The organism is Streptomyces sp. NPDC002232 (assembly GCF_042890295.1).
Taxonomy (GTDB): domain Bacteria; phylum Actinomycetota; class Actinomycetes; order Streptomycetales; family Streptomycetaceae; genus Streptomyces.
The window spans coordinates 398,945-414,564 of sequence record NZ_JBIARV010000002.1; the positions used below are offsets into that span (position 1 = coordinate 398,945).

The following is a 15,620-nucleotide window of genomic DNA, read 5'->3' on the forward strand; positions in this document are numbered from 1 at the left end:
TTCCTCAGAGCCGCCCAACCGGTCACGGGCAGGCGGTTCCTCCGCCGCCACCCCGGATGGGTGATCAACCGCGCGAAGGTTCGAAGCCCGACCCTAGTGACCAAGTTGTGATCAGTTCAAATCCCACTGGCAAAAATCTCGCCCACACACCACTTTATTTACACACATCACACGGCCCGTGATGGGCACTTGACGGTGCGCCATCCAGAATCCGGGCATAACGCCCAGGACTTGCGATGTGTCACGAGAGGCGCGAAAGCCGCTTCAGCAACAAGGCGGACGCCACCGGCCGCGCCCCCGCCTTCGCGACGCCGTCGGCCACCTCGCGGTCGGTCGAGACGACCACGACCGGCCGCCCCGGCGGCTCCGCCCTGACCAGCTGCCGGATCAACTCGTCCGCCGTGACCCCCGGCTTGGAGAACAGCACCCGGACCCCGCGCGGCGGCGCCAGCAGCACCGGGGCCGCCAGCTCCGCCCCGTCGAAGACACAGGTGACCTCGGCGCCCGAGCGGGCCGCCAGGCCCGAGAGCCCGCCGAGCAGCCGGAGCCGCTGCTTCTCCAGGGGCATCGTCGGATAGCCGGTCTTGGTGACGTTGTAGCCGTCGACCACCAGATGCGCCTGGGGCAGCGCCAGCAGCTGGTCGAGGAGCGCCGGGTCCGTCTCGGAGAGCGCCCGCGCCGCGATGTCCTTCGGGGACATCCGCCCCGGCTCCACCGCGTCCACGGTGTCCGCCGGGTGCACCGAGACGGGCGGCAGGGCGAGTTCGCGCCGCAGTCCCTGGGCCGCGTCGAGGACGGTGTCGAGCAGCAGCCGCAGCCGCATGTCCTCCACCGAGCGCCCCTCGCGGGCGGTCCTGCGGCTGGCCTCCAGGGCCGCCTCGACCTCGCCGAGCCGGGCCTTGAGCCGCCGGGACTCGCTCTCGGCGGCCGAGACCTGCGCCGCCGACTCCGCGCGCGCGGTCTCGATCTCGCCGTGGACCTTGCGCAGCGCCGCCTCGCCGCGCTTGACGTCGCTCTGGGCGCTGCGCAGCTTGCGCTGAAGCGATTCCGCTTCCTTGCGGGCGGCGTCCAGATCGCGCCGGAGCTGCTCGCTCTCGCCCCGGGAACGGTCCTGGGCGGCGGCGAGCTCCTCCCGGAGCCGCTCCAGCTCGCGCCGGCCCGCCTCGTCGGCGCGCTCGGCGTCGGCGCGCTGCGCCTCCTCGCCGGCGGCGGCGACCAGCTTGACCCAGCCCGGCGGGCGCAGCACGTAGGCCGCCGCCGCCACGTCGACGGGGTCGGCGGCCGCGGGCGGGGTGCCGGTCTCCACCGCACCGGCCAGCTCGGGCTCGCCCTGCTTGAACCGTTCGCCGATCCGCTGCCGGAAGAGCGGGTCGCTCTCCAGCGCGGCGGCCATCGCGTTGCCGGCGAACTTGGCCCGCCGGCTCGCGGTGAAGCGGGCGTACTGCCGCAGGGGCGCGGGCAGCTCCGCGACGGTCAGCCCGCCGAAGGCGTCCGCGACCAGCGCGACGACCCGCCGCCGTACGCCTTCCGGCAGCGGGTGGTCGAGCGTCTCGGCAGCGTCACCTGCCGCGCCGGCCGGCTCACCACCGTGCGCGGGCTGCTCCACGATCCGTCACCCCTATGTCGTCCGCGCCGTCCCTCAGGAGGCGGCGCCCGGCCTGTCCACCAGTTCGATCTGGTCCACCGCGTTGCACCAGCGACAGCGGACCGACTCGATGGTCTCACTGACCACCTGCCGCTCCTCGACCGTCGGGTCTCCGGCCAGGTCCAGATGGACGTACTCGACGACCTTGGAGGAGCGCGTGACGTCGAAGCGGGTCAGGTTGCCGCAGAGCGTGCAGCGCCAGCGGGTCTCGTCGGTCGGCAGGGGAACCGTCGTCATCGGTGCCGTCCTTCTTCCTGTTGCGTGGTGCCAGGTGCGGGAGCCGCGGTGCGCCGTCGAACTGCGGTCGGTGGTGCCCGTAACCCTAAGGCCTCACGGGGAGGGCCGGGCACGGCGAGGCACTCTGTCCACTTCGGCCCCGGTACGCCATGATCTGTCCATGATCGACTGGCGAGGCGCGGCGCTCGGGGCCTGGCGGGGCACCCGCGGCGGACCCACCGTGACGTACGCACTGATCGCCGCCTGCTGCCTGCTCTTCGTGATCAGCCCGGTCTCCGGGATGAACCCGGGATACGGCACCGGTGACACGCTCCTCGCCGCCCAGAGCGACTACTTCCGCCGCTGGGGCGTCGTCCCCGCCGAGCTGATGAACGGCGATCCGCGCGCCCTGCTCACCCCGCTGACCGCGCTCTTCGTCCACGGCAGCTGGCTCCACCTGCTGGGAAACATGCTCTTCCTGTACGTCTTCGGCGCGATGGCCGAGGAGCGCATGGGGCCCGTCGAGTTCTGCCTCTTCTACCTGGGGACCGGCTACATCGCCCTGCTCGGGTACGCGGTGGCGCACGCGGACAGCGAGCAGACCCTGGTCGGCGCCTCGGGGGCGATCTCCGCGGTGCTCGGGGCGTTCCTCTTCCTCTTCCCGCGCTCCCGGGTCACCAGCCTCTTCCCCTTCCTGTTCTTCCTGCCGCTGCGCTTCCCCGCCTGGATCGTGCTGATCTTCTGGTTCACGCTCCAGTGGATGGCCGCGCGGGCCGCGGGCGCCGGACCGGGCGTCGCCTATCTGGCCCACGTGGTGGGCTTCTCCGTCGGGTTCCTCTACGCCTGGGGGCGGTTCCGCGGTGGGGATAGAGTGAAAGCCCCAGCCGCGGCGACCGAGGGAGAAAGCCAGCCGTGATCACCGCGATCGTGCTCATCAAGACCAGCGTGGACCGCATCCCCGAGATCGCCGAGTCGATCGCCGCGCTCGACAGCGTCAGCGAGGTCTTCTCGGTCACCGGTACGTACGACCTGATCGCCATGGTCCGGGTCCCGCGCCACGACGACCTCGCCGACGTCATCCCCGGCCGCATCAGCAAGATCCCCGGCGTCGAGGCCACGGACACGCACGTCGCGTTCCGGACGTACTCCCAGCACGACCTGGAGGCGGCCTTCGCCATCGGCCTGGAGTCCTGACACCGGGCACCCGAGCACGGCCGAAGGGGGCCTCCCGACCGGGAGGCCCCCTTCACCCGTACGAGTGACCGATCAGCCGCGGTCCGGGACGCAGCGGCCGTCCTCGGTGCGGTACTTCCACTGCGCGCCGTCCCGCACGAGCTCCTTCACGGCGCCGACGAAACGCTCCACGTGCTCGTCCGGCGTACCGGCGCCGAAGCTCACCCGGATGGCGTTGAGCGAGCGCTCCCCCGGGGCGGCCTCCGGGGCGCCGCACTCGCCCGGGTCCTGCGGGTCGCTGCCGAGCAGCGTGCGGACCAGCGGGTGGGCGCAGAAGAGGCCGTCGCGGACCCCGATGCCGTACTCGGCGGAGAGCGCGGCGGCGAAGTGGGAGCTGTTCCAGCCCTCCACGACGAAGGAGATGACGCCGACGCGGGGCGCGTCGTCGCCGAAGAGCGAGAGCACCCGCACCTCGGGCACCTCGGCCAGGCCCGCGCGGACGGTGTCGATCAGGTGCCGCTCGCGGGCGACGAGGGAGTCGAAGCCGGCCTCGGTGAGCGCCTTGCAGGCGGAGGCGATCGAGTAGACGCCGATCACGTTCGGCGAACCCGCCTCGTGCCGGGCCGCGGTGGTGTGCCACTCCACGTCCACACCACCGTCGGCCCGGCGGGCCACCTTGCGGGAGGCGCCGCCGCCCGCGAGGTAGGGCTCGGAATCCTGGAGCCAGTCGGCGCGGCCGGCGAGGACGCCGGAGCCGAAGGGCGCGTACAGCTTGTGCCCGGAGAAGGCGACCCAGTCCACGTCGAGCTCGCGCACCGAGACCGGGTGGTGGGGGGCGAGCTGGGCGGCGTCGAGCACGATCCGGGCGCCGTGGGCGTGCGCGGCGGCGGCGAGCTCCTTCACCGGCCACAGCTCACCGGTGACGTTGGAGGCGCCGGTGACGCAGACCAGGGCCGGACCGTACGGGTCGCGGTCGGCGAGGGCCCGCTCCAGGGTCGCGACGGCCTGCTCCGGGGTGCGCGGCGCGTTGAGGTAGGTGACGCGGGCGTCCCGCCAGGGCAGCAGCGAGGCGTGGTGCTCGGTCTCGAAGACGAAGACCTGGCAGCCGGCCGGGATCGCGGCGGCGAGCAGGTTCAGCGAGTCGGTGGTGGAGCGGGTGAAGACGACCTGGTCGCCGTCGCGGCAGTCGAGGAACTCGGCGACGGTGGCGCGGCTGTTCTCGAAGAGGTCGGTGGAGAGCTGGGAGAGGTAGCCGGCGCCCCGGTGCACGCTGCCGTAGTAGGGGGCGTACGCGGCCACGTCGTCCCAGACCCGCTGGAGGGCCGGCGCGCTGGCCGCGTAGTCGAGCGCCGCGTAGCTGACCTCGCCACCGGTGACGAGCGGGACGGTGACGTCCCGGCCGAGGACCGGCAGCGGGGCGTCGCAGCAGGGGTCGGCGGACTCGGCGGCGGCGGTGTCGACGGTGGCGGTGTTCGGGCGTGCGGACATGGCGGTATCTCCCGGCATAAAAGGGGCGCGAAAAGGCGTGAAGGGGCCCGCAGGGCGGAAGCGCGCGAAGGGCGGCGCCACATACGGGTGTTGAGGGGAAGAGGGGCCGGAAGGGCCCTAACGCATTCGCTTGCTCACGAGACAACGCTCCCTAGAGGACCAAGGACCCCAGGGTGACGCGCAGGGGTCCGCGCTTGCCGCAGGCTTCTGCCGTACGACCTGGTCTTCACCCGGGGCACCCCGCCACGGACGGAGGGTTGCCGGACAGCCGGCCGGGGCCTTGCAGCTGTCACTCATGACCTGTTCCAGAACTTATGCCAGGCGATCACGGGGCCGCAACCCCGTCCCGGCATCCGGGACGGGGACGACACACGCCGTTCACACCGGCTCAGGCGTTGCTGGCCGCGATCCACCGCTCCAGCGTGCGGCGGGCGGCACCGGAGTCGATGGACTCGGCCGCCTTCGCGATGCCCGCGGCGAGCTGCTCCACCAGGGTGCCCGCGCCGGGCTCCAGGGCGGTGAGCGCCGCCGCGGCGTTGAGCAGCACCGCGTCCCGGACCGGGCCGGTCTCCCCCGCGATCAGCCGGCGCGCCACGTCGGCGTTGTACGAGGCGTCGGCGCCGCGCAGCGCCTCCAGCGTGACGAGCTCGATGCCGACGTCCCTCGGGTCGAAGCGCTCCTCGGTGACACCGCCGTCCCTGACCACCCAGACGCGGGAGGTGGAGGTGGTGGTCAGCTCGTCGAGACCGTCGTCGCCGCGGAAGACGAGGGCGGAGTTGCCGCGCTCGGCGAAGACCCCGGCGACGACCGGCGCCATGCGCGGATCGGCGACGCCCACGGCCTGGGCCCGCACCTTGGCCGGGTTGGTCAGCGGCCCGAGGACGTTGAAGGTGGTCCGGATGCCGAGCTGCCCGCGGGCCGCGGCGACGTGCCGCAGCGAGGGGTGGAACCTGACGGCGAAGCACATGGTGATGCCCGCCTCCTCGGCGACCTCGGCGACCCGGCGCGGGGTCAGGTCGAGGTTGATGCCGAGCTTCTCCAGGACGTCCGAGGAGCCGGAGGCGGAGGACGCGGCCCGGTTGCCGTGCTTGACGACCTTGGCGCCCGTGCCGGCGACCACGATGGAGGCCATGGTGGAGATGTTCACCGTCTTGGCGCCGTCGCCGCCGGTGCCGACGATGTCGACGGCGGGGCCGGGCACCTCGATCACGTTCGCGTGCGCGTACATGGTCCGCACGAGGCCGGTGATCTCCTGCACGGTCTCGCCCTTGGCGCGCAGCGCCACCATGAAGCCGGCGATCTGCGCGTCGGTCGCCTCGCCGCTCATGATCAGGTCCATCGCCCAGGCGGTGTCGTCGGCGGAGAGGTCCCGGCCGTCGAGCAGACCGTTCAGCAGGACGGGCCAGGAGCGGCCCGCCGTGGTAGGTCCTCCAGCGGGGGTCGCAGCGCTCATGGCAGCTCCTGGTGATCACGTGACGGATACGGTCCCACCCTATCGACCTCCGGGGACGGCAAAGAGCCCCGTCCATCGAATGGACGGGGCTCTCGCCGTGGCGACCTTCAGGAGGTCAGGGGTTCAGGTGATCAGTGGTGGCCGTGGCCGCTCTGGATCTCCTTGTACTCCTCGACCGTGGGCTTGGCGACCTGGCTGTCGTCGCCGTAGTAGCCCTTGTTGAGCTTGACCCGCAGCTTCTCCATGGGGCCGATCTTGCGCTCGACGCCGTTCTCGTCGACGGCCGGCGGGAGCTGCGCGGCGTCGTACTGCTCGTGCGCCGTGAGGCGGTGCAGCTCGCCCTGGCTGAGCGGCTCGTGGATCTCCACGAACTCACCGTGCGGCAGGCGCTTGATGATGCCCGACTCGCGGCCGTGCAGCACCTTGTCCTTGTCGCGGCGCTGGAGGCCGAGGCAGATCCGCTTGGTGGCGATGAACGCGATGACCGGGCCGACGAAGAAGAAGATCCGCACGAACCAGGTGATCGAGTTCAGCGACAGGTGGAAGTGGGTCGCCCAGAGGTCGTTTCCACCACCCACGAGCATGATCATGTACGCGGTGATCCAGGCGACACCGAAGGCGGTGCGCGTCGGAGCGTTGCGCGGGCGCTGCGCGATGTGGTGCTCGCGCTTGTCGCCGGTGATCCACGACTCGATGAACGGGTAGACGCCGATGGCCGCGAGGACCGCCGGGAAGATCGCCAGCGGGATCATCACGCCGAGGACCAGCGTGTGGCCCCACAGGTTGATCTCCCAGCCCGGCATGACACGGATCAGACCCTCGGCGAAGCCCATGTACCAGTCGGGCTGGGCGCCGGTGGACACCTGGTCCGGACGGTACGGGCCGATGGCCCAGATCGGGTTGATCGAGGCGATCGCCGCGATGACCGCGATGACGCCGAAGACCAGGAAGAAGAAGCCTCCGGCCTTCGCCATGTACACGGGCAGCAGCGGCATGCCGACGACGTTGTTGTTCGTGCGGCCGGGGCCGGCGAACTGGGTGTGCTTGTGGACGAACACCAGGATGAGGTGGGCGACCACGAGGCCCAGCATGATGCCGGGGAGCAGCAGCACGTGCGCCGAGTAGAACCGGGCGACGAAGTCGCCGCCGGGGAACTCGCCGCCGAACAGGAACATCGACAGGTACGTGCCGAGGACCGGCACGGACAGGATCGCGCCCTGCATGAAGCGGACACCGGTGCCGGAGAGCAGGTCGTCCGGGAGCGAGTAACCGGTGAAGCCGGTGAACATGCCCAGGAAGAACAGCAGGAAGCCGAACAGCCAGTTGATCTCACGCGGCTTGCGGAACGCGCCGGTGAAGAACACGCGCATCATGTGCACGAACATGCCGGCGAGGAAGATCAGCGCCGCCCAGTGGTGGATCTGCCGGATCAGCAGACCACCGCGCACCTCGAAGGAGATGTGCATGGTCGAGTTGAACGCCTCGGACATGAGCTGTCCCTGGAGCGGGACGTACGGTCCGACGTACTCCACCTCGTTCATCGACGGGTGGAAGAACATCGTCAGATAGACGCCCGTCAGGATGATGATGAGGAAGCTGTAGAGGCAGACCTCGCCCAGCATGAAGGACCAGTGGTCCGGGAAGATCTTCCGCATGTTGGCCTTGGCCAGCGTGTAGATCCCCAGGCGGCCGTCGGCCCAGTCCGCGACCCGCTCACCGGCGGGTGCTTTCTTCGTTTCGGTCACGGTGCTCATCCGCGCTCCCAGAAGGCAGGACCGACGGGCTCGTCGAAGCCGCCGAGCGCCTCGAGGAAGCCCTTGTCGTTCACGCCGATCCGCAGCTGCGGGAGGGCGTGACCGGCCGGGCCGAAGATGACGCGGGCGCCGTCGGAGAGGTCGAAGGTGGACTGGTGGCACGGGCAGAGCACGTGGTGCGTCTGCTGCTCGTACAGGGAGATCGGGCAGCCCACGTGGGTGCAGATCTTCGAGAACGCGACGATGCCCTGGTGGGACCATTCGAGCTCGCGCTTGTCCTTGATGTCCTCCGGCTGGATCCGGACGATCATCAGGGCGGCCTTGGCGATCTCGGTCTGGAAGTGCTCGTCGTGCTCCGAGAGGCCCTCGGGCATCGCGAAGGTCAGCGAGCCGACCGCGACGTCCTCGGGACGCAGCGGCTCGTTCGTGTTCATGTTGATGAGCTGGAGCCCCTTGGTCCACAGCGTGGTCCGGAGCTTCTTCTCGGGCAGCGGGCCCATGTCGCGCAGCAGGACGATGCCGGAGAGCGGTACGAGCGACAGCGCGCCGAACATCGTGTTGCGGATGAGCTTGCGGCGGCCCATGCCCGACTCCGCGGCACCGGCCGCGAAGTCCGCCATGACCTTGGCCTTGACCTCGGGCGACGCCGCCATCGGGTGACGCTCGTCGGCGACCTCGACGTCGGACATCAGGGTGCGGGCCCAGTGGACCGCGCCCGCGCCGATGAAGAAGAGGGCGGCGCCGAGGGTCAGACCCAGGGCGAAGTTGAGCGCGGACACCCGGCCGAGCGGCCAGATGTACACGATCTTGTCGACCGGGAAGATCACGTACGAGGCGATGAAGCCGATGGTGGCCAGCATCGACAGCGTGAACATGAAGGCGACCGCGCGCTCGGACCGACGGGCGGCCCGCTCGTCGATGTCCTGGATGCGGGGCTTGTGGGGCGGGAGGCCCGGGTCGGCGAACGGGTCGTCGGCGACCATCACCGCGCCGTGCGCGGTGTCCTGCCCTGCCGGCAGGTTCTCTTCTGGAATCTCTTGGCTACTCATGACTTCTTGGCCTTAGCGGTGTGGGCCGCGACCCAGATGGCAACTGCGATCAGCGCGCCCAGGCCGAAGACCCAGCCGAACAGGCCTTCGCTGACGGGGCCGAGGCCACCGAGGCTGAGACCGCCCGGGCTGTCGGCCTTGTCGCTGTTGACGGCCTGGACGTACGCGATGATGTCCTTCTTGGCCTTCTCCGGCATGGTCGTGTCGGGGAAGGAGGGCATGTTCTGCGGGCCGGTCTGCATGGCCTCGTAGAGGTGCTTCGGGTCCACGCCTTCGAGGCTGGGGGCGTACTTGCCGTAGGTCAGCGCGCCGCCCTCGCCGGTGAAGTTGTGGCACTGGGCACAGTTGGTGCGGAACAGCTCGCCACCCTTGGCGACGTCGGCACCGTCAGGGCTGTACTGGCCCTCGGTCGGCGTGATCGGGCCGGCACCGAGAGAGGCGACGTACGCCGCGAGCTGATCGATCTCAGCCTGCGAGTAGATGACCTTCTTCTTCGGGACCTGGGCGCCCGGCTGCTGGGCCGGCATACGGCCGGTGCCGACCTGGAAGTCGACCGCGGCCGAACCGACGCCCACGAGGGACGGGCCGTCAGAGGTGCCCTGACCGCCGGTTCCGTGGCAGCTGGCGCAGCCGACGGAGTAGAGCTTCTTGCCCTCCTCGATGGCGAGGGACTGGGCGGTTTCATCGGCCTTCGCCGTGCCCGCGGGCGCGAACGCGGCGTACAGCCCCCCCGTGGCCGCCAGCGCGAGAAGTAGGACGACGACCGCCGCCAGCGGATGGCGTCGTCGTGCGGAGAGCTTTTTCACGGATTACCCCGGTGTCAGGATCTTCTGCGTCGATGCTTGCTGGATGTCTCGGTCCGCCGTGGAGGCGGAGCCGATTACTTGATCATGTAGATCGTGGCGAAGAGGCCGATCCAGACGACATCGACGAAGTGCCAGTAGTAGGACACGACGATGGCGGCGGTTGCCTGCTCGTGGGTGAACCTCTTGGCGGCGTACGTCCGGCCGAGGACCAGCAGGAAGGCGATGAGACCGCCCGTCACGTGCAGGCCGTGGAAGCCGGTGGTCAGGTAGAACACCGAGCCGTACGGGTCCGAGGACAGCGAGAGACCGTCCTTCTTGACCAGCTCGGTGTACTCGAAGACCTGTCCGCCGATGAAGATCGCACCCATCACGAACGTGATGATGAACCACGTCCGGAGCTTCTTCACATCGCCCCGCTCGGCGGCGAAGACGCCGAGCTGGCAGGTGAGGGAGGAGAGCACCAGGACGGTGGTGTTGGTCGCCGAGAAGGGGAAGTTCAAGGCCGAGGCCTTTTCCGCCCAGAACTCGGGACCCGTCACCGATCGCAGGGTGAAGTACATCGCGAAGAGGGCCGCGAAGAACATCAGCTCGGAGCTCAACCAGATGATGGTTCCGACGCTGGTGAGGTTCGGTCGATTGACCGACGGGTGCGCGTGCCCTGTTTCTACTGTCGTTACTGTCGCCACGACCGACATTATGTCGGTCGCTTATCCCGCCCTCACTCCGGGGGGTGCCGTTCGGAGTGTCAGGGGGCCGTGTCCAGCCCGAACGGCCCAGTGCGGAGGCCCCTGAGCGCCGTTCGAACAGGTGCTGAACGGGTGTTGACGGGCTGTGGACCGGAGTAGCATCCGGCGCATCGGTCGACGACCTTCCCACGGACTTCCCCACGGAGGAACGATGCAGTCGAGTGCCACGGTCCTGGTCTACAGCGACGACGCGAACACCCGCGCGCAGGTGCGGCTCGCGGCCGGACGCAGGCCCGCGACCGACGTTCCCCCGGTCGAGTTCGTGGAGTGCGCCACGCTGCCCGCGGTGCTGAAGCGCCTGGACGAGGGCGGGATCGACGTGTGCGTGCTCGACGGCGAGGCGGTGCCCGCCGGAGGCATGGGTGTCTGCCGGCAGATCAAGGACGAGGTCTTCGCCTGCCCGCCGGTGCTGCTGCTGATCGGGCGGCCCCAGGACGCCTGGCTGGCCACCTGGAGCCGCGCGGACGCCGCGGTCACCCTTCCGGTGGAACCGGTCGAGTTCGCGGCGTCCCTGGCATCCCTGCTGCGCTCGCGCCTGTCGATCGACGCCTGAGCCGCCCGGGGCGCGTGCGGCGGGGCCCGCGTGTCGTCGAGCTCCCGTCGTCGCCCGGAGGGCGGACGGGAGGGTGACGGCGCGCTCTAGATCGACGGCCTCAGACGGGCCTTCTCGGTGGGGGCCACGGGGTTTCCGGCGGCCTCCACCAGCGCGCTGCCCTGCCGCCACTTGTCCCACTCCAGGTTCCAGTCGCCGAAGCCGTTGCCGAACGTGTCCATCTGCTCGCCGTAGCTGTTGACGACGCGGACGACGTCTCCGGCGCGGACGGTCTCGTAGAACCAGGCCGCGTTCCCCGTCGACATGCCGACGCAGCCGTGGCTGACGTTCTCGACGCCCTGAGAGCCGACGGACCACGGCGCGGCGTGGACGTACTCGCCGCTCCACGTCACCCGGGTGGCGTAGTACACGGGCAGGTCGTAGGAGTCCGAGCTGCCTTCCGCGATGCCGATGCTGGTGCCCCGCATCCGGACGTAGTACTCCTTGCCGAGCACCACTTTGATCCCGTTACGGGTGGAGAAGCCCGGTTTTCCGGTGGTCACCGGAATGGTGTTGATCACTTCTCCGTTGCGCTTCACCGTCATGTAGTGCGACTCGGCGTCGGCGACGGCCTCGATCCGGTCCCCGATGGTGAGCTTGAGCGGCTTGGACGCGCCGCCGTAGAGCTTGTCGCCGACCTTGAGGCCGTCCAGGTTGCCGGTGACCGTGACGACCGCCCCGGCCGGCCAGTACTCCTTCGGGCGGAAGTGCAGCTTCTTGTCGTCCACCCAGTACCAGGAGCCCTCGACGGAGGGCGTGGAGCGGACCTTGAGGGCCCGTTCGACGACGGCGCGGGCCGACCGGTCCTTGACCGGGAGGCTGAGCTCCGCCGTGATGGGCTGTCCGACGCCGTACGTGCCCGCCTCCGGCCCGAAGGCCACGGTCAGGGCCCGTTTGGCCGGAGCCGTCTCGAAGGTGAACGTACGGGCGCCTGGAGCGCCGTCCTCGTCCTCGGTGGCCACCTGGACCGTGTAGCGGGCGCCGGCGGCCAGGGCGGCCGTGGAGCGCCAGCGCTGCCCGTCCGCGGTGAGCTCGCCGGCGAGGTGGTGGCCCGAGGAGTCGACGGCGGTGACGTCCGTGATCCGGGCGTCGTCGTCCTTGGCCGTGATCTCCAGGGGCTTCTCGGGGTCCGCCTTGGCGCCGTCGGCGGGAGCGTTGACCGCGAGCTGCTCGGCCGCGTCGTAGGCCTTCTCCGACAGGGGGTGGCCGTCGGAGCCCGCGCACGCGGTGGCGCCCGCGTGGACGGTGACGGCCAGAAGGGTGCAGCTCAGAACAGTCCGAATGCGCGGCGTGTCGTTCATGACTTCACGCTAAGGACAATCCCGGCAGCCAGCGCGCCGAGTGCTGCAAAAGAGGGGCCCGGGCACTTCGCTGACGAAGTGTCCGGGCCCCTCGGTGTGCTCCGGTGCGGAGCGGGGTACCGCTACTGGTTCTGGTTCTCGCCCCGGTAGAACTCGAAGACCCAGCCGAACAGGCCGACGAGGATCAGCGGGAAGGAGAAGTACAGGATCCACCAGCCCATCGCGATGGAGAGGAAGGCGAGGGCGCCACCGACGGCCAGCGAGAGCGGCTGCCAGCTGTGCGGGGCGAAGAAGCCCACCTCACCGGCCTCGTCCGCGACGTCGGCCTCCTTGTCGTCCTGCGCCATCGCGTCGACACGCTTGGCCGTGAAGGCCAGGTAGTAGCCGATCATGATGGCCAGGCCGAAGGCCAGGAAGAGCGCCGTCGTGCCGACCGGCTCCTTGGACCAGACGCCGTACACGATCGCCATGGCAAGGATGAAGACGCTCAGCCAGATGAACATCTTGCCCTGGATCTTCACTTGCCGGCCTCCTTGCTGCCCGTGAGGGCCGCGGCCTCGTGCGGCTTGTTCTCGAGCTGGTCGACCGCAGCGATCTCAGGGTGGTGCAGGTCGAACGCCGGGGATTCCGAACGGATCCGCGGCAGCGTGAGGAAGTTGTGCCGCGGCGGCGGGCAGGAGGTCGCCCATTCGAGCGAGCGGCCGTAGCCCCACGGGTCGTCGACCTCGATCTTCTTGCCGTACTTGGCGGTCTTCCAGACGTTGTAGAGGAACGGCAGGATCGACAGACCGAGCAGGAAGGAGGAGATCGTCGAGATCGTGTTCAGCGTGGTGAAGCCGTCGGCGTTCAGGTAGTCCGCGTAACGACGCGGCATGCCCTCGGCGCCGAGCCAGTGCTGCACGAGGAAGGTCCCGTGGAAGCCGATGAACAGCGTCCAGAACGTGATCTTGCCCAGGCGCTCGTCCAGCATCTTGCCCGTGAACTTCGGCCACCAGAAGTGGAAGCCGGCGAACATCGCGAAGACCACGGTGCCGAAGACGACGTAGTGGAAGTGCGCGACGACGAAGTACGAGTCGGAGACGTGGAAGTCCATCGGCGGCGAGGCCAGGATGACGCCGGTCAGACCACCGAAGGTGAAGGTGACCAGGAAGCCGATCGTCCAGAGCATCGGTGTCTCGAAGGACAACGAGCCCTTCCACATCGTTCCGATCCAGTTGAAGAACTTCACGCCGGTCGGTACGGCGATGAGGAACGTCATGAAGGAGAAGAACGGGAGGAGCACGCCACCCGTGACGTACATGTGGTGGGCCCACACGGTCACGGACAGACCGGCGATCGCGATGGTCGCGGCCACCAGACCGATGTAGCCGAACATCGGCTTGCGGCTGAAGACCGGGATGACCTCGGAGACGATGCCGAAGAAGGGCAAGGCGATGATGTACACCTCTGGGTGTCCGAAGAACCAGAAGAGGTGTTGCCACAGCAAGGCGCCGCCGTTGGCGGCGTCGAAGACGTGGGCACCGAACTTGCGGTCCGCCTCCAGGGCGAACAGCGCGGCCGCCAGGACCGGGAAGGCGAGCAGGACCAGGACACCGGTCAGCAGCACGTTCCAGGTGAAGATCGGCATGCGGAACATCGTCATGCCGGGGGCGCGCATGCAGATGATCGTGGTGATGAAGTTGACCGAACCGAGGATCGTGCCGAAGCCGGAGAAGGCCAGACCCATGATCCACATGTCGGCGCCGACACCCGGCGAGCGGACGGCGTCCGACAGCGGGGAGTAGGCGAACCAGCCGAAGTCGGCCGCACCCTGCGGGGTGAGGAAGCCGGCCACCGCGATGATCGAGCCGAAGAGGTAGAGCCAGTAGGCGAACATGTTCAGCCGCGGGAACGCCACGTCGGGCGCGCCGATCTGAAGCGGCATGATCCAGTTCGCGAATCCGGCGAACAGCGGCGTCGCGAACATCAGCAGCATGATCGTGCCGTGCATCGTGAACGCCTGGTTGAACTGCTCGTTCGACATGATCTGCGTGCCGGGACGGGCCAGCTCGGCGCGCATGAAGAGCGCCATGAGTCCGCCGATGCAGAAGAAGACGAACGACGTGACCAGGTAGAGCGTACCGATGGTCTTGTGGTCGGTGGTGGTGAGCCACTTGATGACCACGTTGCCGGGCTGCTTGCGCCGTACGGGCAGCTCGTTCTCGTAAGAGTCCTCAGCTGCGGCGGCACCCTGGGTTTCGTTGTGGATGCTCACAGTTGGTGCTTCTCCGCATTCCTAGCCGGGTCCGTCTGCTCGATGCCGGACGGGATGTAGCCGGTCTGCCCCTTCTCCGCCAGCTCCTTCAGGTGCTGCTGGTAGCGCTCCGGAGAGACCACCTTCACGTTGAAGAGCATCCGAGAGTGGTCGACACCGCAGAGCTCGGCGCACTTGCCGAGGAAGGTGCCCTCCTGGGTCGGAGTCACCTCGAAGGAGTTGGTGTGACCCGGGATGACGTCCTGCTTCATGAGGAAGGGGACCACCCAGAACGAGTGGATGACGTCACGGGAGGTCAGGACGAACCGGACCTTCTCCCCCTTCGGCAGCCACAGGGTCGGGCCCGGGTTGCCGGTCTGCGGGTTCCGGTCGCCGGGGATGCCGGCGTCGTAGACACCGCCCGCGTTCGCCGGGAAGTCCTCGAGGAACTTGTCCGGGATCGCGGCGAGGTTCTTGTCCGTCTTGGCGTCGCCCTGCACACCGGGCACGTTCTCGACGTAGTTGAAGCCCCAGCTCCACTGGTAGCCGACCACGTTGACCGTGTGCGCCGGCTTCGGGGTGAGCTCGAGGAGCTTCGACTCGTCGCGCGCGGTGAAGTAGAAGAGCACCGAGACGATGATGAGCGGGGTGACCGTGTACAGCGCCTCGATGGGCATGTTGTAACGGGTCTGCGGAGGAACCTCGACCTTGGTCCTGCTCCGCCGGTGGAAGATGACGGACCAGATGATCAGGCCCCACACCAGGATTCCGGTGATGAGCGCGGCGGCCCAGGACCCCTGCCACAGGGAGAGGATCGTGGGAGCCTCTTCCGTGACGGGGGTGGGCATGCCAAGGCGGGGGAAGTCTTCCCAGTTGTACGAGCAGCCCGTGGCTGTCGCCAGGATCAGGCCCGCAGTCAGCACCTGCGGCAGCTTCCGCCGCATCGGGCGCCGCGACGAGCGGTCGGAGCCGTTGGGACTCACGTAGCGCCTTCCCGAGAGTCTCGGCCCGCAGTGGTCGGCCACGGCCGTCCGTCTCGCTGGTCGGTCGCCGCCCCGGCCGCGGGCAGGGGTTTGGATGTTTATGCGGACCAAACCCTACTGGACGCTATTTGGGGTCGCGCGGGGAGGGTGCCCAACGCGCCGTCCGAGTCCCCGAAGGGGT

15 protein-coding genes and 1 riboswitch are annotated in these 15,620 nt (G+C 69.1%); of the genes, 3 read left to right on the forward strand and 12 right to left on the reverse strand.

The window, feature by feature from the left end:
* Positions 1 to 241 precede the first annotated feature (241 nt).
* Complete coding sequence (locus tag ACFYXU_RS08555) at positions 242 to 1,606, reverse strand: NYN domain-containing protein (RefSeq protein ID WP_329856795.1); 1,365 nt, start codon at positions 1,604 to 1,606, stop codon at positions 242 to 244.
* A gap of 33 nt (positions 1,607 to 1,639) precedes the next feature.
* Positions 1,640 to 1,882 (reverse strand): hypothetical protein, encoded by a 243-nt coding sequence (locus ACFYXU_RS08560; RefSeq protein ID WP_055644001.1) that lies wholly within the window; start codon positions 1,880 to 1,882, stop codon positions 1,640 to 1,642.
* Between the two features lie 160 nt (positions 1,883 to 2,042).
* Between ACFYXU_RS08560 and ACFYXU_RS08565 the strand changes: the two genes are divergently transcribed.
* Together ACFYXU_RS08565 and ACFYXU_RS08570 are read left to right on the forward strand one after the other, a co-directional pair.
* Entirely contained in the window at positions 2,043 to 2,777 is a 735-nt protein-coding gene (locus ACFYXU_RS08565) for a rhomboid family intramembrane serine protease (protein ID WP_376514722.1), read from the forward strand.
* Positions 2,774 to 3,055 carry an Lrp/AsnC family transcriptional regulator gene (locus ACFYXU_RS08570; RefSeq protein ID WP_017238849.1) on the forward strand — a complete coding sequence of 94 codons (282 nt, stop codon included), beginning with the start codon at positions 2,774 to 2,776 and terminating at the stop codon, positions 3,053 to 3,055. The genes ACFYXU_RS08565 and ACFYXU_RS08570 overlap by 4 nt, the downstream gene beginning before the upstream one ends.
* Positions 3,056 to 3,127: 72 nt before the next feature.
* Here ACFYXU_RS08570 and ACFYXU_RS08575 read toward each other — a convergent pair whose 3' ends face one another.
* The 6 genes from ACFYXU_RS08575 to ACFYXU_RS08600 form a co-directional block, all read right to left on the reverse strand.
* The gene (locus tag ACFYXU_RS08575) at positions 3,128 to 4,522 is read right to left on the reverse strand and encodes an aminotransferase class V-fold PLP-dependent enzyme (protein WP_376514719.1); all 1,395 of its coding nucleotides are present in this window, start codon (positions 4,520 to 4,522) and stop codon (positions 3,128 to 3,130) included.
* A gap of 185 nt (positions 4,523 to 4,707) precedes the next feature.
* A riboswitch (SAM riboswitch) is annotated at positions 4,708 to 4,823 on the reverse strand.
* A gap of 87 nt (positions 4,824 to 4,910) precedes the next feature.
* Positions 4,911 to 5,975 carry an anthranilate phosphoribosyltransferase gene (gene trpD / locus ACFYXU_RS08580; RefSeq protein ID WP_329856804.1) on the reverse strand — a complete coding sequence of 355 codons (1,065 nt, stop codon included), beginning with the start codon at positions 5,973 to 5,975 and terminating at the stop codon, positions 4,911 to 4,913.
* A 131-nt stretch (positions 5,976 to 6,106) separates the two neighbouring features.
* On the reverse strand, positions 6,107 to 7,729 hold the full coding sequence (locus ACFYXU_RS08585) for a cytochrome bc complex cytochrome b subunit (RefSeq protein ID WP_329856805.1): 1,623 nt from the start codon (positions 7,727 to 7,729) through the stop codon (positions 6,107 to 6,109).
* A complete protein-coding gene (locus ACFYXU_RS08590) occupies positions 7,726 to 8,778 on the reverse strand; it encodes a Rieske 2Fe-2S domain-containing protein (RefSeq protein WP_329856806.1) in 1,053 nt (350 codons plus the stop codon). The genes ACFYXU_RS08585 and ACFYXU_RS08590 overlap by 4 nt, the downstream gene beginning before the upstream one ends.
* The gene (locus ACFYXU_RS08595; protein WP_329856808.1) at positions 8,775 to 9,584 is read right to left on the reverse strand and encodes a c-type cytochrome; all 810 of its coding nucleotides are present in this window, start codon (positions 9,582 to 9,584) and stop codon (positions 8,775 to 8,777) included. The genes ACFYXU_RS08590 and ACFYXU_RS08595 overlap by 4 nt, the downstream gene beginning before the upstream one ends.
* A 74-nt stretch (positions 9,585 to 9,658) precedes the next feature.
* The gene (locus ACFYXU_RS08600; protein WP_329856810.1) at positions 9,659 to 10,279 is read right to left on the reverse strand and encodes a heme-copper oxidase subunit III; all 621 of its coding nucleotides are present in this window, start codon (positions 10,277 to 10,279) and stop codon (positions 9,659 to 9,661) included.
* Between the two features lie 202 nt (positions 10,280 to 10,481).
* Here ACFYXU_RS08600 and ACFYXU_RS08605 point away from each other — a divergent pair, with 202 nt between their 5' ends.
* Positions 10,482 to 10,883 (forward strand): hypothetical protein, encoded by a 402-nt coding sequence (locus ACFYXU_RS08605; RefSeq protein WP_329856811.1) that lies wholly within the window; start codon positions 10,482 to 10,484, stop codon positions 10,881 to 10,883.
* 86 nt (positions 10,884 to 10,969) lie between these two features.
* Here ACFYXU_RS08605 and ACFYXU_RS08610 read toward each other — a convergent pair whose 3' ends face one another.
* The 4 genes from ACFYXU_RS08610 to coxB all read right to left on the reverse strand — a co-directional run bounded on the left by ACFYXU_RS08610 (position 10,970) and on the right by coxB (position 15,439).
* The gene (locus ACFYXU_RS08610) at positions 10,970 to 12,223 is read right to left on the reverse strand and encodes an Ig-like domain-containing protein (protein WP_376514713.1); all 1,254 of its coding nucleotides are present in this window, start codon (positions 12,221 to 12,223) and stop codon (positions 10,970 to 10,972) included.
* A 122-nt stretch (positions 12,224 to 12,345) separates the two neighbouring features.
* A complete protein-coding gene (locus tag ACFYXU_RS08615) occupies positions 12,346 to 12,744 on the reverse strand; it encodes a cytochrome c oxidase subunit 4 (RefSeq protein ID WP_329856814.1) in 399 nt (132 codons plus the stop codon).
* A complete protein-coding gene (gene ctaD, locus ACFYXU_RS08620) occupies positions 12,741 to 14,477 on the reverse strand; it encodes a cytochrome c oxidase subunit I (protein ID WP_329856816.1) in 1,737 nt (578 codons plus the stop codon). The genes ACFYXU_RS08615 and ctaD overlap by 4 nt, the downstream gene beginning before the upstream one ends.
* Positions 14,474 to 15,439 (reverse strand): cytochrome c oxidase subunit II, encoded by a 966-nt coding sequence (coxB, locus tag ACFYXU_RS08625; RefSeq protein ID WP_329856817.1) that lies wholly within the window; start codon positions 15,437 to 15,439, stop codon positions 14,474 to 14,476. Before coxB ends, ctaD begins: the two co-directional genes overlap by 4 nt.
* Positions 15,440 to 15,620: the final 181 nt, after the last annotated feature.

What these genes read in the sequence shown, in the direction of transcription:
- ACFYXU_RS08560 (WP_055644001.1), bottom strand. Translation starts at nt 1,882, where the DNA reads ATGACGACGGTTCCCCTGCCGACCGACGAGACCCGCTGGCGCTGCACG.
- ACFYXU_RS08565 (WP_376514722.1), top strand. Translation starts at nt 2,043, where the DNA reads ATGATCGACTGGCGAGGCGCGGCGCTCGGGGCCTGGCGGGGCACCCGC.
- ACFYXU_RS08575 (WP_376514719.1), bottom strand. Translation starts at nt 4,522, where the DNA reads ATGTCCGCACGCCCGAACACCGCCACCGTCGACACCGCCGCCGCCGAG.
- trpD (WP_329856804.1), bottom strand. Translation starts at nt 5,975, where the DNA reads ATGAGCGCTGCGACCCCCGCTGGAGGACCTACCACGGCGGGCCGCTCC.
- ACFYXU_RS08585 (WP_329856805.1), bottom strand. Translation starts at nt 7,729, where the DNA reads ATGAGCACCGTGACCGAAACGAAGAAAGCACCCGCCGGTGAGCGGGTC.
- ACFYXU_RS08590 (WP_329856806.1), bottom strand. Translation starts at nt 8,778, where the DNA reads ATGAGTAGCCAAGAGATTCCAGAAGAGAACCTGCCGGCAGGGCAGGAC.
- ACFYXU_RS08600 (WP_329856810.1), bottom strand. Translation starts at nt 10,279, where the DNA reads ATGTCGGTCGTGGCGACAGTAACGACAGTAGAAACAGGGCACGCGCAC.
- ACFYXU_RS08605 (WP_329856811.1), top strand. Translation starts at nt 10,482, where the DNA reads ATGCAGTCGAGTGCCACGGTCCTGGTCTACAGCGACGACGCGAACACC.
- ACFYXU_RS08610 (WP_376514713.1), bottom strand. Translation starts at nt 12,223, where the DNA reads ATGAACGACACGCCGCGCATTCGGACTGTTCTGAGCTGCACCCTTCTG.